At 62.6% G+C, this 12,979-nt stretch carries 16 protein-coding genes and 1 pseudogene; 6 read left to right on the forward strand and 11 right to left on the reverse strand.

Annotated features, from left to right (window positions below):
* Positions 1-29: 29 nt before the first annotated feature.
* The 6 genes and pseudogenes from AB0H54_RS18510 (at position 30) to AB0H54_RS18535 (ending at position 4,660) form a co-directional block, all read left to right on the forward strand.
* Positions 30-338, forward strand: a complete 309-nt coding sequence (locus AB0H54_RS18510) for a DUF6802 family protein (protein WP_355271439.1) — start codon at positions 30-32, stop codon at positions 336-338.
* 102 nt (positions 339-440) lie between these two features.
* The gene (locus AB0H54_RS18515; RefSeq protein ID WP_357346537.1) at positions 441-794 is read left to right on the forward strand and encodes a hypothetical protein; all 354 of its coding nucleotides are present in this window, start codon (positions 441-443) and stop codon (positions 792-794) included.
* A gap of 31 nt (positions 795-825) precedes the next feature.
* Complete coding sequence (locus AB0H54_RS18520; protein WP_357346538.1) at positions 826-2,523, forward strand: hypothetical protein; 1,698 nt, start codon at positions 826-828, stop codon at positions 2,521-2,523.
* Between the two features lie 50 nt (positions 2,524-2,573).
* The gene (locus AB0H54_RS18525) at positions 2,574-2,999 is read left to right on the forward strand and encodes a hypothetical protein (protein WP_357346539.1); all 426 of its coding nucleotides are present in this window, start codon (positions 2,574-2,576) and stop codon (positions 2,997-2,999) included.
* Positions 3,000-3,147: 148 nt separating this feature from the next.
* Positions 3,148-3,390: pseudogene (locus tag AB0H54_RS18530) on the forward strand (protein kinase); the annotation flags it as partial.
* Positions 3,391-3,460: 70 nt separating this feature from the next.
* Positions 3,461-4,660 (forward strand): serine/threonine-protein kinase, encoded by a 1,200-nt coding sequence (locus tag AB0H54_RS18535; protein WP_357346540.1) that lies wholly within the window; start codon positions 3,461-3,463, stop codon positions 4,658-4,660.
* A gap of 39 nt (positions 4,661-4,699) precedes the next feature.
* Here AB0H54_RS18535 and AB0H54_RS18540 read toward each other — a convergent pair whose 3' ends face one another.
* From AB0H54_RS18540 to AB0H54_RS18590, 11 genes are read right to left on the reverse strand one after another with little or no spacing between them, the layout of a single operon-like run.
* Positions 4,700-5,473, reverse strand: coding sequence for a hypothetical protein (locus tag AB0H54_RS18540; RefSeq protein WP_357346541.1), 774 nt, complete (start codon positions 5,471-5,473; stop codon positions 4,700-4,702).
* Positions 5,470-5,970, reverse strand: coding sequence for a hypothetical protein (locus tag AB0H54_RS18545; protein ID WP_357346542.1), 501 nt, complete (start codon positions 5,968-5,970; stop codon positions 5,470-5,472). Before AB0H54_RS18545 ends, AB0H54_RS18540 begins: the two co-directional genes overlap by 4 nt.
* Positions 5,967-6,704 carry a hypothetical protein gene (locus AB0H54_RS18550; protein WP_357346543.1) on the reverse strand — a complete coding sequence of 246 codons (738 nt, stop codon included), beginning with the start codon at positions 6,702-6,704 and terminating at the stop codon, positions 5,967-5,969. The genes AB0H54_RS18545 and AB0H54_RS18550 overlap by 4 nt, the downstream gene beginning before the upstream one ends.
* Positions 6,701-7,024, reverse strand: coding sequence for a type VII secretion target (locus tag AB0H54_RS18555; RefSeq protein ID WP_357346544.1), 324 nt, complete (start codon positions 7,022-7,024; stop codon positions 6,701-6,703). Before AB0H54_RS18555 ends, AB0H54_RS18550 begins: the two co-directional genes overlap by 4 nt.
* A 26-nt stretch (positions 7,025-7,050) precedes the next feature.
* Positions 7,051-9,012, reverse strand: coding sequence for a hypothetical protein (locus tag AB0H54_RS18560; protein WP_357346545.1), 1,962 nt, complete (start codon positions 9,010-9,012; stop codon positions 7,051-7,053).
* A 3-nt stretch (positions 9,013-9,015) separates the two neighbouring features.
* Positions 9,016-9,354, reverse strand: coding sequence for a hypothetical protein (locus tag AB0H54_RS18565; protein WP_357346546.1), 339 nt, complete (start codon positions 9,352-9,354; stop codon positions 9,016-9,018).
* 22 nt (positions 9,355-9,376) lie between these two features.
* Positions 9,377-9,718: a hypothetical protein gene (locus AB0H54_RS18570; RefSeq protein ID WP_357346547.1), complete on the reverse strand. Its 342-nt coding sequence runs from the start codon at positions 9,716-9,718 to the stop codon at positions 9,377-9,379.
* A complete protein-coding gene (locus AB0H54_RS18575; RefSeq protein ID WP_357346548.1) occupies positions 9,715-10,506 on the reverse strand; it encodes an ESX secretion-associated protein EspG in 792 nt (263 codons plus the stop codon). Before AB0H54_RS18575 ends, AB0H54_RS18570 begins: the two co-directional genes overlap by 4 nt.
* Complete coding sequence (locus tag AB0H54_RS18580) at positions 10,503-11,675, reverse strand: hypothetical protein (protein WP_357346549.1); 1,173 nt, start codon at positions 11,673-11,675, stop codon at positions 10,503-10,505. Before AB0H54_RS18580 ends, AB0H54_RS18575 begins: the two co-directional genes overlap by 4 nt.
* Positions 11,672-12,178: a hypothetical protein gene (locus AB0H54_RS18585; protein ID WP_355271456.1), complete on the reverse strand. Its 507-nt coding sequence runs from the start codon at positions 12,176-12,178 to the stop codon at positions 11,672-11,674. Before AB0H54_RS18585 ends, AB0H54_RS18580 begins: the two co-directional genes overlap by 4 nt.
* Positions 12,179-12,223: 45 nt before the next feature.
* On the reverse strand, positions 12,224-12,793 hold the full coding sequence (locus AB0H54_RS18590) for a DUF3558 domain-containing protein (RefSeq protein WP_355271458.1): 570 nt from the start codon (positions 12,791-12,793) through the stop codon (positions 12,224-12,226).
* Positions 12,794-12,979 lie beyond the last annotated feature (186 nt).

Genomic DNA, 12,979 nt, shown 5'->3' on the forward strand with positions numbered 1-12,979 from the left:
CGCGAGTTTTCCGTTTGAGGAGGAGTCCCATGGTCACCTCGGGCGACATCCCCGGCCTCGGCCTACCCGACATCGACGCCCATTCCCCCCTGGGCGCCCTCGGCCCGGTCGAGCTCCATTCCCCGTCCCAAGACCTCGACGGTGACGGAGTCGTCGACTCCCTCACCGACGCCACCCCCCACGACACCACCATCTGGTCCGACTACGACCATGACGGTTTCGCCGACCATGTGACCGTGGTCGAGGCGGATGGGGACTACGCGGCGTGGGAGTACCACCGACATCCCGACGGGACGTCGGAGTGGCGTCGAACCGACCAGGGGAACCTGGGGAAGTGAGTGAACTCGGCCCGCCGGTGAGGGAACCGGTGGGCCGGGTCGTGCGTCGAAGTAGGTAGTGCGCCGCTCGGTGTACCCGGAAGCAGTAGTGGAGGTGGGGATATGGGTACGACCGTGACTGGCGGTCTCGTGGTGGACCGCGGCGCCCTGAACGCGGCGAACAAGCAGTTGGGCGACTCTGCTGCGGAACTGCGAGACGCTGCCAAGCACATACCCAGTCCGTCGTGGGGTAGCGGAATGAACGGCGCCGAGTACGAAGCGGGTCGCGGCTACTTGGCGCATGGCCAGCGGATATCCAGAGGCATCGACAGGATCACGCTGTGGCTCAAGGTGTGGACAACTGCGGTGGAGGACACTTCAGGCGCGATCGGCTCTGCAGCAGTCGAGATCGTCACCATCGACGACACGAACGCTCGCGCCACCAAACAAGCCGCGGCACAAATTCCAGGTCAGTAAGTTCGTGAAGCGTGGGGGAAGGTGATGTGTCATGGTTGACTCGGTCGGCAAGACCCTGGACGACGGCGCGATTGCGCTCCAGTACTTCATTCAATTGAGTCCCCACTACCTCGAAGTGTTCGGGAACGATGGTGGGCTGTCCGTATCACAGGCCGAGGCGCTCTACGACGAAGAGCGCGGAATGAACCTGGAGTCACTCTCCGCAACTGCAACCGGACTGCAGCAGATGCTCGCTGCAGCCACCCAACAGGGAGACAAGCAACGTGATCTGACTGGGGCGCTGGCTGCAGCATGGCAGGGCGAGGCTGCCGATGCAGGTAACGGTGTCGTGGCGGACATTGCGAGCCGAGCCGCGACAGATCGAGGGACGGTGAATGCTGCGGTCGGTGTGATCAACAGTGCTTCCGCGCTACTGATCACTGCTGTGCAGGCCAAGGCCTCGCTATGCAGGGCGCTACTCCTCGCAGATGGCAAGAACGTCTACGTCGCTGAAATCAAAGCTGACGAGATCGACAACATCATCACGGGCAAGAAGGAGGGGTGGCTTCGGCGTGATGTTTACAAGAAACTCTTCGGAAACGAAATTCTCAGCGGGTATACGGATGAGACCAAGCAGGAGTGCGATCGCTGGCTCCGCGAGGTTTTCAAGCCAGACTACGACGCCAGGATCGAAAAATTTCGGCAGATCTGCGCATCCACCAAGACCAGCGTCGAGGACCAGTACAAACTGATCGCGGTCGGGTTGGAGACGCTGGAGGTGAGCCCTTACCCAGCGGCCAAGGGCAGCACGGTGCCGGTCGAACAGAAGCCAACCGGTGATCAGTCCAAGCTCACCGGGGATCAGTCGAAGGTGACCGGCGACCAGACCACCACGGCGGGTACGCAATCTGGTGATCAGAGCAAGTCGGACGGCGGTCAGACGACGACAGCCGGGACCCAGTCCGGCGATACGACGACCACCGGGTCGACCGCCAAAACGACCACCGGGACAAAGGACACCAGCACCACCGACGACGACAGCACCGATGACGATGATTCGGACACCAGCGAGGCGCTCAGCACGCTGACCTCCACGATCAGCGAACTCGGCACCACCCTCTCTGAGGCGCTGACCGGCGATCTCGGGGACACCCTCACCTCGGCGATCGAATCGGTGGGCACATCCATCAGTGACGGCATCGAGCAGATGACCGAACAGGCGAGCGCTCTGTTGTCCGGTGAGACCGAGGCGTCGTTCCAAATCGGAGACACCAAGGTGAGCATCGGAGCCGGCACGGACGGGCTGACGTTGACGACGACTGACGCCAACGGTGGGTCGACTCAATACAAGCTGGCGTTGGACGAGAACGGCATTCCTGTATTGACGCAGGATTCCACCTCTGCCGATGGTTCGACCACCGGGCAGTCGGACGAGACCGGCGTACTGGGTTCGGGCACACCGCAATCCGGCACGGGTCAGGGCGAAGCCGGCCTCACCGATGCCGGAACCGGAGGCCGCGGTGGCGCGGATGCGACCACCTCGGAGACTCCCGACCTCACGAACGCTCCGGTCACCAGCGAGATCGGCTCGGGCGAGCAGTCATCGGGTTCCGTCGCGGGTGGAGTGCCCGTCGGTCCTCGGTCGACCAAGCAGGAGACCGACGGTGAGCATGTGCCCAGCGTCGAGGATCACCCGGTGAGCGATCCGGGCGACAGCGGTGCGGTCCTCGCCGAGGCGGGACCGCTGTGACTCCGGTGACCGGTGGCGACCGGCGCACGAGATCGGGAGAATGATCGACCGTGGACTACGCGGCAGAGATCGAGCAGATCGCGGCGGACGCGCGTCGGCGTTCGGCGATGCTCATGGACGAGATCGACGAGATCAATCGCCAGACCTCGCTCCGGGCAGAACAGTTCGCCGTCGACGCCGCCGAGCGGCTACGCGAGTTGGCCGAAGAGGAATCCGCGGAAGAGGAGCCTGAAACCACTGAACCGCAACCGGTTCCGGAGGAACCGGTGCAACGAATCGCGCCCATACAACCGTTGCCACCGCCCACGCCGTATGTCGCGAACCCGAACCTGTCCCCCGAGCAGCAGCAAGCCGAGATCAGGGCAGCGGTCGCCCGGGCGAAGGCGGCCCGGCAGGCCCGATCGACAGTCGCGCCGTCGGATGGTGACTACGACTCCGAGTCCGAGTACTACCGTCGCTCGACCTGGCTGGACTGACTTGGTCTGATCGGGCAACCTGAGCACGTTCGGTGGAAAACCGAATACGGGATGCACGATTCGTGCCTGCGGATTCGTCGGGGACAGGGTGACTGAGAACGGGTTTATCGCCGGGTTCGAACTGGAGCGAGTGCTCGGGCGCGGTGGCATGGGCATCGTGTACCTGGCGCGCCATCCACGGCTGCCACGATCCGTGGCACTGAAACTGCTGGGCGAGAAGATGTTCGGAGACGAGGAAGCCAGGGCGCGGTTCGCCCGCGAAGCGGATCTCGCAGCGCGCCTGGACCATCCGAATATCGTCGCGGTGTACGACACCGGAGTCGAGGGGCGCCGGCCTTGGATCGCGATGCAGTACGTACACGGGACCGATGCTGGTGCGGTCGGGATTTCGGACCCGGCTCGGGCCATGCGTATCGTGACCGAAGTCGCCGAGGCGCTCGACTTCGCACACAGCCGCGGGGGTGTTGCATCGGGACATCAAGCCCGCGAATATTCTGCTCGGCGAGGTCGAACCGGAACTGCCCGAACGAGTCATGCTGGCAGACTTCGGTATCGCGCGGCTGCACTTCGACCAGAATCCGCTCACACAGACTGGAACGTTCACTGCCACGTTGGCCTATGCATCACCCGAACAACTCTCCGGGATGCCCCTGGGTCCGGCGTGCGATCAGTACTCGCTGGCCTGCACACTATTCGTTCTGCTCACAGGATCTGTGCCGTTCGCTGCTACAAACCCGGTGGCAGTAATCCAGTCGCATATGTCCGAGCCCCCGCCGCTCGTGTCGAGGATGCGGCCAGGTCTGCCGGATGGTCTGGACGCGGTGTTGCGCCGCGCCATGGCAAAGCAGGCGACCGACAGGTTCGACACATGTGGCGGATTAGCTGAAGCTGTGCGGCAAGCGTTCGACAGAGCTCACGCTGTAGCTCCGAGTGCTCGTTCTGCTCCGACGATTTCGGCGAACCGACTGGCGCCGACACTCTTCGTGTCACCGCAGCCGAACCGTGTGAGTGCTCTACCGGAGTCTGGCCTGGAACCAACGGTCGAAACATCAGATGAGAGTGGTGCGGTCGAGGACTCTGGTGCCGCTTCGCGCTCGGTTCTTCGCACACGGCTGCGTCGCATCGCACTGATCGGTGGGCTCGTCCTTCTGGCGGCCGTACCGATCGGACTTCTTGTCGACAGCATGCGCGGAACGGAGTCGCGGGAAGCTGTGCAGGCTCGATACAAGACCATCGGCGGTGCGTTTCCAGGCCTGGTCGGGGAGATCGGTAGTGATCTCGGCTCAGGATTCGGAGGTGCGGCTTGCAAGAACTCGGCATGGCCCGCGGTGGATTCTGTCATATGCACCTCGCCCGACGGCCTGCCGTTCGTGGTATCGGATTACGGCTCCGCCGAAGACGTGCAGGACAGCTTGACCACTTTTCGTGATCGAGTAGGGCCAGGTCGCCGTGAAGCCCATACGGGATGTGCGCAGGACCCCACGACCATTATCGTTTCCAGGCTGGGGGCGGCGCCCTTGCATGTTACTACGTTCCCCGATGATCCCAACAGGTCGCGATTTCGGATAACGGTCGATATCAGCGGAGCCGCCGAGGGCCAGTCGGAGCGCTTGGCGGCTTTCTATGCCAACTGGTGGCGGAACGCGCCCATGTGCGATTGAACTCTCTGGCAGTGCGCCCATTAGGCCCCGCGTGTTGGGTCAGGGGCACTGCTCGGGTGAGGTCGGGTGGACACGGAGATCTTGCTCGAGGGCTTGACTGAAATTCGGGTGGGCTTGGATGAAGGCAAACCGTTCGTCGTAGATAGGCCGGAATCTCACGGTCCGAACGGTCTTCTTCTGGAGCAGAACAGCAATCATAAGCAGGCCGGGCAACGACCCTGGAAACAATGCCAACGCTAGGAGCGGCACCAGGGCATCGATGTTCGCCACGCTAACAAGTATCAAGGCGATGATGTTGGCGGCGGTCAGCCAAAGCAATAGGCGGGCAATCTTGCGGTAGAGCTCGGAGGCACGCACACAACGGTCGCAGACGGGCCAAGTTCCCGCGACAATTGTCGAGACGCGCGCAGGAGTATATGCGCCGACCAGAGTCCGCCACGGCGCACGGACCAGTTCCCGGACGACCGCCTGATTATGGAATCTGGGATGCGTGGAGGTGTCGTAGAAGAGGGCGCGCACCGGCGTTCGCGATACCGCAGGTCGGCCATGACGAGGACAGACGTCGGGTAGCGGTTGCGCGATCTCCAACTCCAGCGGTTCGACACTGAGTGGACGGAGGGCGTGCTTCAACCAAGGGCTGCCCTCACCGTTGTTCGGCAAACGCTCCTGACACCGGCTGAGGCAGACCGTGATGTCGTCCGGGTGAGTCCATGGCCGCTCATAGGTCATCGGAGTCGGCGTCAAGGGGGTCGGTTCGAAGCCCTTGTCATGGTTCGGGTGGTAGTACTCCGATCGGACGTCTGGCACGCTCATCGGAGCCAGCCTCCCCGGTTACGATCCTGGAAGTACTGATCATCGTCATCATCTAGGTCACTGGGGGCGACAACACGGTTGCGGTCGGGTTTACGGGTTCCTGGAACTATGTGGCTAGTCGGCGCGCTTGCCGTGTCGGCCACAGGCGGAGCCGTCGCCGGAGTACTCGTCGGTGGCGCCGTGGTTTCGGGGTCCTGGTTGCGATAGCGCTCGAGCAAAGCTTCGCCCGCCTCGGCCATCTGCTGCCGAACTTCCGGCGGGGTCGCATCGAATTCAGCCAGCGCCCGTGGAATGACCGAATCGCCCAGACTTCTGAACACCTCGCTCTGCGCGAGATCGCGAATCGTGCCCCTGCCCTGAAGGATATCCGCGAGCTGCGCCCGCAAATCGTTGGAGATACCTGGGCTGGAGCTCAAGACGGTGATCGCTTTGGCGAGGTGTCGTGACATTCCGACATCGCCGTTGACCAAGTCGAGCATCGGCTCGTCGGGCTTCATGCTTGTACCCCGGGGTGGTCGTAGGTGCCACCGAGGTCGGGAATATCGAGCTCCACGGAGCTTCCGATCAGACCGTACACGGCGCCGACCGCGGCCGCCGCTGCAGCAGCGAGGCTACCGTAGAGCTTCGCCTGCTTCACCACGTTGGCCACCATAGATGCGGCGATGGCCGCGGCTGCGACTTGAAGCGCGACTGCCGCCGCGGCGCCTACTCCTGTGCCCGCCGAGAGCGCTGCCGCGCCCTCTGTGACGACCCACTGGATGGCCAAGTCTCCGAGCTCGAGTATCAACGCTTGCACAGCCTGTGCCACGCCGTATGCCTCCCACGCAAAGGTCGCGATAACGTTCGAGACCTGTGTGAGGGGATCGACTTGGGCGTCGATTGCGGCCGTCAGTTTGGAGAAGTAGGCATCGGCACTCGTCGCGGCGTTTCCGCTCCACGATGACTCGGTACTATTCATTGCAGCGTCGATGGCGTCACTGTATGCCGTATTGTATGCCGCCAGATTTTCGACGGCTTTCGCGGATTTGAGAAGTCCCTCCCAGTCGCCGCCGAGATATTCTTGGGCTTCCTTGATCGGCTCGAACCCAGTCAACGAGATGATCACGTCAATGTAGTAGGTAAGGCTATAGGCGTTCCCCAGGGCGAAATCTACCAGCTTGCCACCGGTGGACCACCAGACTTCCACCTCCGGGGTGGTCAGCTGCTGAGTGGGGTCGATCGCTGTGGTCACTTTCCCACCCCCGAAGGGTAGGTCTTGTCGAGTTGCTCGGCGAAATTCCGGTCTGTTGTTCGATACATAGTTGCTGCCTTGGCTAATTCGGCGGCTGCAGTGCTTGTGATTGTGCCCAATCGTGTGTAATTTTCCGCCAGGTCAGCGCATATCTCTACTACGCGATCGATGACGGGCTTGAGTGCCAATCCGGAGTTGCCTTCCACATCGAGGTTCTGCTTGGCATAGTCGACAGCCTTTGCGCTGCCGGTCGCGAGTGCGGCGAGTTGGCTCGATGTCTTGTCCAGGTCATCGGGTGTGACCTTGAATTCGTATGTCATTCTGTACCTTCCTTCTGGAGGGGCGCCTACAGCGGACCGGCTTCGGCGAGCTGAGCGCCGGAGTCACCGGGATTCGGTGACCGGCCGCTGTCAGGGAGGGTCGGCTGAGGCAAGGAATCGAGCTCTGGGTCCGCGTTCCAGCGCGGAGCGCCGCCGTAGCTGCCCGGATTGTGTTCGGCTTCCTCGCCTTTGGCGTTGAGCGCGCCTGTCGGATTCGGCGTTGCGCCCGATGACGTCCCGGCATCTTCGAGACCCGCGGGGCCTTGGCCCGAGGACGTCGAGGGCTCTCCGGTGCCGACAGTGCCGGTCGAGGTGGTGTCGCTGACCACCGGGATGCCGTTCTCGTTCAGGGTGAGGCCGTATTGGTGGGTTGTGCCGGTGGAGTCCGTAGTGGTGAGCTGGACCTGCCCATTTTCACCGGTCGCCAAGCTGAGAGTGGTTCCGGCGATGTTGAATTCGGTGGACCCTGTGCCACCGAACAGCGTGCTCAACTGCTCGATACCGCTGGTGATCGACGTGCCGAGCGAGCTCAGGCCGGTGCCGATCGATTCGGCGATGGACTCGGCCGAGGTCGAGGATCCCGAGGTCAGGCTCGACAGTTCGCTGACCACCGAGCTCAATGTGGACAGGCCACTCGAGACCGTGGAGAGCAGGCTGCTCAGGTCCGTGGTCGAGTCGTCATCGTCATCGTCATCGTCCGTCGTTGTCGGGTTGGTGGTTCCCGCAGTGGTTGTCTTCGTCTCGTCCGTCGTCGTACCGGTGGTGTCTCCGGTCGTCGTGCCGCCGGCGCCGGTCGAGGTATCGGTGGTGGTGCCCGCCGGGTTGGTCGCGGGTGAGGTGCCCGGTGACTGGGGGTTCGGCTGCTCGGTGGCCGGTGCGGGTGGTGTCGACAGATGCTCGACGTTGTTCAGCGCATCGGTGACGACCTTGAGGTATCCCTTGACCGCCGTATCTGTTTCTGTGCACAGATTTGTGTAGGCCCTGAAGTACCCCTCGGCGCTCTCACGAAAGTGTAGGCGCCATTGTTCGCACAGCGCCTGGGCCTGGTTGTCGAATTCGACTGGACCAGCCACGCTCTCGTCATCTGGATCCCTTCGTCCCCGCACGAACCGATCCAGCCCTCCGCGATTCGGGCCGAATACCCCATTGTCGGCGAGTACTTGGATACGGCTTCGTACTTCGTCACCCACCCCTCGTTCTGCGGCATAGTTGATAATCATCGAGACGTCATCGTTTTCGGCTGCCGCGTTGGGGGTATTTCGGAGGTTTATGCCCTGTCCGCCGCTGTTTCCGTTTGTCATTTCGACACCGTTGATCTTGGTGACGTTATGAAGTTTGGCGAAGGCGTTAGCCTTTCGCTGGAGGCAGCTCTTGATGCCATCGACGGCGGCGTTGAGAATGCCCGGCAGCTGCCCGATCTCGGTGGAGGCCTCGTCTGACCAGGTGTTGAGGTTGCTGAGCTTGGTTTTCGCCGTAGTGCCGCTAGTGCCTTGCCATGCACCGTCGAGGACGCGAACCACCTGCTGTTGATCGGATTGTGCCGTCTCGATCTTCGGCAGTCCGGCAGAGATTCGTTGAGCGGCGCCGACGAGGTGGTTGAGCTTCATGTCGGCTTGCTTGAAGTATGCCTTGCTGATCGCGTCCTTCGATTCCAGACAGATACCGGTTGCGGCGTTCTCGCCGCCATGTCCCGAGAACTCGTACCGCGCCTGCACGAGATGGAACCAGAGCAAGACGCTTTCATTATTCGCTGTCGAGATCTGGTACGGGCCCATGCCGACGGCGCTGTAAGATAAGATCTGCGCCGCATCGAATTGAGTGTTGTATGCACCGGAGTCGGTGGAAATCGACTCGTTTACCTTGACGTCGCCATCGCCATGATTTCCGTAGCCCGCCCACACCGCAGACCTGTCCTGGCCGGTGCCGTTGACGGTAACCCAGGATCCCGCATTGCCCTCACCCAGACCGAGTTTGGAATTGTCTGCCATGAGCTACTTCCCCCCTGCGGTCAGGTCGCCCTTGCTGTCGACCGAGACCTTGCTGATCGCGCTGGAGAACTGATCGTCGGTGTACTGCACGCTGTTTGCGCTGTTGGTCAGTGCATCGCCGAACGCGGTGCAGGCGCTGGACCAGTTCTTCACAGCGCTTGCCATGTGCTCGAAACCGGTGACGATCGCCGCGGCCTCGATCGCGTATTCACTTCCCAGGTCGTTCTTGCCGAACATATTTCCCCAGGAGCCGGCGACGGCCGAGAGCTCTTGTGCGGTGCTCTGCAGCTTTCCGCCCTGTGTGCGAACCGTATTCGTCTCGATGTTCAACAAGTCGCTCACCGGCAACCCCCTTCACTGTGACCTACACCAGCCATGAATCGCGGCCGTATCCCTGCGATCGAGCCTCGTCGACGTCGGTCCAATCCGTCGGCTGCACATAGACTTCCCGGCTGTGGGCCGGTGAGGCTGTCTGCTGCGAGCGCATTCGGTACTCGTACATCAGCCGGTCCCGTTCCTCGCGGGCCTCCCGCGCCGCACGTTCCTCCGGCGTCTCGGCGCCGAATCCCATCGCGGCGACTCGCTCGCCGATTTGCTGGGTCGCCTCGTAGGCTTCGCGCTGGACTTGCTCGACACGGTCTTCGATCTGGTGGGTGGCGGCGATGTGCTCGTTGGTGATGCTGTCGATTCTGGCGAGCCAGTTCATCGCGGACCACCGCCCCATGGTGTCGACATGGCGTATTCCTCTTGTTCGTGCAGCCGGGTGAGGGCTCGGTCGATCCAGGTCGTGAAGAGCGTGGTCAGGTCGTTGGTGCCGGCCGGGCTCAGCCGGACGTGCTCGCGGTTGCGCTGCATGAGGTAGCGGCCGTCGTCGGTGAAATCGAACCAGCGTGCGCTGGACCAGGGTTCCGGGCGATCGGTGACCGGGCCGGTCCGCAGCTGCGCCCAGGCGGAACCTTCGCGAGGGCGGTGGACGAACTTGTCGAATCGCTGTTTCGGCGTGACGGACCAATCCCTCGAGTCTGTCTGCTTCGGTGTCAGGTCATCGAGGTGGAACGTTTCGGCCGCGGTGCGTCCAGGCGCGCATTCGGGGACGATCCACGAGAGTCGGCCGGGCAGTTGTTCCGGTCGGAGCAATCGGCAGCGAATCCGCTCTTCGACTCCCTCGCGGGTAGCCGTCTGCGTCAGCATCACCGCGTGGTGGGGCGTCCGAGCGCCGATGACGCGGTACTCCTTCGCGGTGCCCTTGCCGAGGACGCTCGACTCGCCCAGGATCTCCACCCGCAGCTGCGCGGTGGTGAGGGTATGGAATGCGAGATCGATCAGCTCGTGTGCGTCCCTGTCGTAGCTGCCGCGGACCGTCGCACGATGTCGGTCTACTTCCGCCACCGAGGACAACCGGCTGGTGTAGCCCAAGGGGAAGGGAAATCGGTCGCGACCAGGGCTGTACCAGAGCGCCGCGAAATCGTCCGGCTCCCAAGTCCATTCCGTCATTCGTCCCCGCCGATCACACCGCCGGGCAAGGCTTTCGGTGCTTCACCCAGGAGTTCCTCGGTATTCTCCATGTTCTTCAACCAGTCCGGAATGTCATGGGTGGACTCGTCGTCTTTCCCGCCACCGCGAGCGCCCGGTGCACCCATACCACCCATTCCGGCCATGCCACGTCCACCATTGGCGGCGGTACTGCCGAGGCCGGCAGCCGTCATACCGGCCGTCAGCGGGGTACCTGGCATCGCCTTCCCGGGACCGGGGGCGGACGGAGATCCGCCACCCGGAGAGCCTCCGCCGCCGGGCGATCCCGAGCCAGGCGAGCCAGAACCGGGTGAACCGGCCCCCGCAGGATTGGTTCCGGCAGGTGTGGTCGACGGTGACTCGGGCGTGGTCGAACTGGGCTCCGTCGAATCCTCGGTTTCGGGATTGTCGGTGCTCGAATCCTCGGTCGAGTCGTCAGTGGACTCGTCGTCAGTAGTGGTCGGATCCTCGGTGGTCGCCGGTTGTTCCGTTTCCGGGGTGGTGGCGCCTGGGGTGGTGGTGGTTGCGCCGTTGGTGGATCCGTTGGTGGATCCGTTGCCGCCGGGATCGTTATCCGGGTCGTAGGAGTACAGAGGGTTGACGGGGCTTATCGCGGCGGGAAGTACCGGGATCTTGCCGTCTGATTCCTTGAATTGGTTGATGTAGTGAGTCTGCATCGCCGCCCGGGCGTCTGCTTTCTCCTTATCGATCTGTTCTCTCGACCGCGGGCCGTCGGTCACCCAGTCGGCGATCTTTCCGGTCAGATCCCACGTATCGCGTCCATTCATCGGCTCATGAACCTTTTGTTTGGTCATGACAACGGAATTGGCCGACAGCCCCACCTCGGAGGCGAGAGCGGACAAGGCGGGTGATAGCTCCAGCGCGCGAGTCGCGTAGTTCGTGATCGCTGTCCGTGAGGCTTCAGCGGCGTTGCCCTCCCACGCCGCGGAGCTGGAATGCTTGATGCGGGCGGCGAAGTACTCGACGGCGTTGTTCCAGCCGATCGAAAGTTCGTTGTACTCCTGAGCGGACTGTTGCGCGGTAGTCGGATCGAGTGGATTGAACGAGCGGAAGATGTCCCAATGCTCGAACTCCTCGGCGTTTTCGCGGAGTGCTTCGGTGATCTTGGTCGGCTCGTTGGTGTGCGTCATGACTGGCCTACCGCGATCGAGATGGTGCCGGGTTCGATCTTTCCTGGCGGGTTCGTGGTGATCGGGCTGGCGGGCATGTTCGCCATCGCACGGTCGTACTCGGCTGCGAAAGTGGCGTCGGCTTCGCGGTACTTCTGGGCGATGGTGCGGTGCAGGATCTGGATGTCGTCGACGATTTTGTAGTGTTGGTCGAGGATGTCGTAGACGTTGTTGGCGGAGTCCTTGGCGGGGTCGACGATCATGGCTTTGCCGCGGAATCGGCCGACCAGGACTTGCGCTGAGTTCAGGCGATCGGTCTTTTCGCCGAGTCCCCAATTCTCGCGCTCCGATATCCGTTGAGCCCGGAGCTGTAAATCCTCTATTTTAGCCTTGAATGCTTCGCAGTCGCGTTCGATGTAGGCGAATTCGTCGGCGTTCACCACGATATTGTTGCTGAAGCCGACCGTCAGATTCCCGTTCTTGGCCTGTTCGATCAGGCTTGCCAGCGGCGTCGAGTCAGCCATGGTTTCGCTCCCTCCCCGAAGCGTCATCTATTCTGGTGCTCATGGTCAGCTGCCTGCTGCAATCGTTGGAGCCAGCTTCTCGGCCATCGATGTTGCAATGTCGCAGGCGTTCCGGTCCTTCGACTTCCGGCGTGATGGCGGATTCGTTATGCTGATCTCCATCCCGCCGCCTTTCATCTCAACATTGATGTTGCAGTTCTCTGCAGGGTTGCGTGCGGGCATCCAGTAGGTGATCGCCGCGCGGCCTGCGATCGTTGACTGGGTTCCAATGACCCACTGAGAACTCGGACTCTCGCGGATCTGCTGCCCGGTAATCGTGGTCACCGCTACGCCTGCCGCGAATCCGTCACTTTGAATCCAACTGCAGCCCAGCCACTTGCGCGCTGTGCCCGGACTGTTCCAGTTGTTGTCCTCGCTGCCCTTCTTCAACTGTTCCGCATCGATCACCGACTGCGGCAGGTTGCATCCATCGAACCCGGTCGGCAGGGGAACATCGGTCGATGTCGGGGCCGCGGTCGCCTGGTCTTCCGGCTTATCGGATCCACACCCGCTCACCGCCAGCATCCCCGCGACAGCCAAGCCCGCAACCAGCCTTGTTCCCCGACTCACCTGCACAGGTCTCTCCTACCGACGCCAGCACCCTGCGGGACTCCCGCCCGATGGGCCACGACACTACCGGACCGTCCGAGCGGCACGAGGCTGCTCATTCGAGGTCGAACCGCAGTGCGCGTAGATCATCGCAACGGACCCGCTCACATGATGATTGGACGCGGAACCAGCCCTGTCGGTTCCCTGTTGGCA

The organism is Nocardia sp. NPDC050718, from assembly GCF_040654235.1.
Taxonomy (GTDB): domain Bacteria; phylum Actinomycetota; class Actinomycetes; order Mycobacteriales; family Mycobacteriaceae; genus Nocardia.

What these genes read in the sequence shown, in the direction of transcription:
- AB0H54_RS18560 (WP_357346545.1), bottom strand. Translation starts at nt 9,012, where the DNA reads ATGGCAGACAATTCCAAACTCGGTCTGGGTGAGGGCAATGCGGGATCC.
- AB0H54_RS18515 (WP_357346537.1), top strand. Translation starts at nt 441, where the DNA reads ATGGGTACGACCGTGACTGGCGGTCTCGTGGTGGACCGCGGCGCCCTG.
- AB0H54_RS18575 (WP_357346548.1), bottom strand. Translation starts at nt 10,506, where the DNA reads ATGACGGAATGGACTTGGGAGCCGGACGATTTCGCGGCGCTCTGGTAC.
- AB0H54_RS18570 (WP_357346547.1), bottom strand. Translation starts at nt 9,718, where the DNA reads ATGAACTGGCTCGCCAGAATCGACAGCATCACCAACGAGCACATCGCC.
- AB0H54_RS18555 (WP_357346544.1), bottom strand. Translation starts at nt 7,024, where the DNA reads ATGACATACGAATTCAAGGTCACACCCGATGACCTGGACAAGACATCG.
- AB0H54_RS18540 (WP_357346541.1), bottom strand. Translation starts at nt 5,473, where the DNA reads ATGAGCGTGCCAGACGTCCGATCGGAGTACTACCACCCGAACCATGAC.
- AB0H54_RS18520 (WP_357346538.1), top strand. Translation starts at nt 826, where the DNA reads ATGGTTGACTCGGTCGGCAAGACCCTGGACGACGGCGCGATTGCGCTC.
- AB0H54_RS18545 (WP_357346542.1), bottom strand. Translation starts at nt 5,970, where the DNA reads ATGAAGCCCGACGAGCCGATGCTCGACTTGGTCAACGGCGATGTCGGA.
- AB0H54_RS18510 (WP_355271439.1), top strand. Translation starts at nt 30, where the DNA reads ATGGTCACCTCGGGCGACATCCCCGGCCTCGGCCTACCCGACATCGAC.
- AB0H54_RS18585 (WP_355271456.1), bottom strand. Translation starts at nt 12,178, where the DNA reads ATGGCTGACTCGACGCCGCTGGCAAGCCTGATCGAACAGGCCAAGAAC.
- AB0H54_RS18580 (WP_357346549.1), bottom strand. Translation starts at nt 11,675, where the DNA reads ATGACGCACACCAACGAGCCGACCAAGATCACCGAAGCACTCCGCGAA.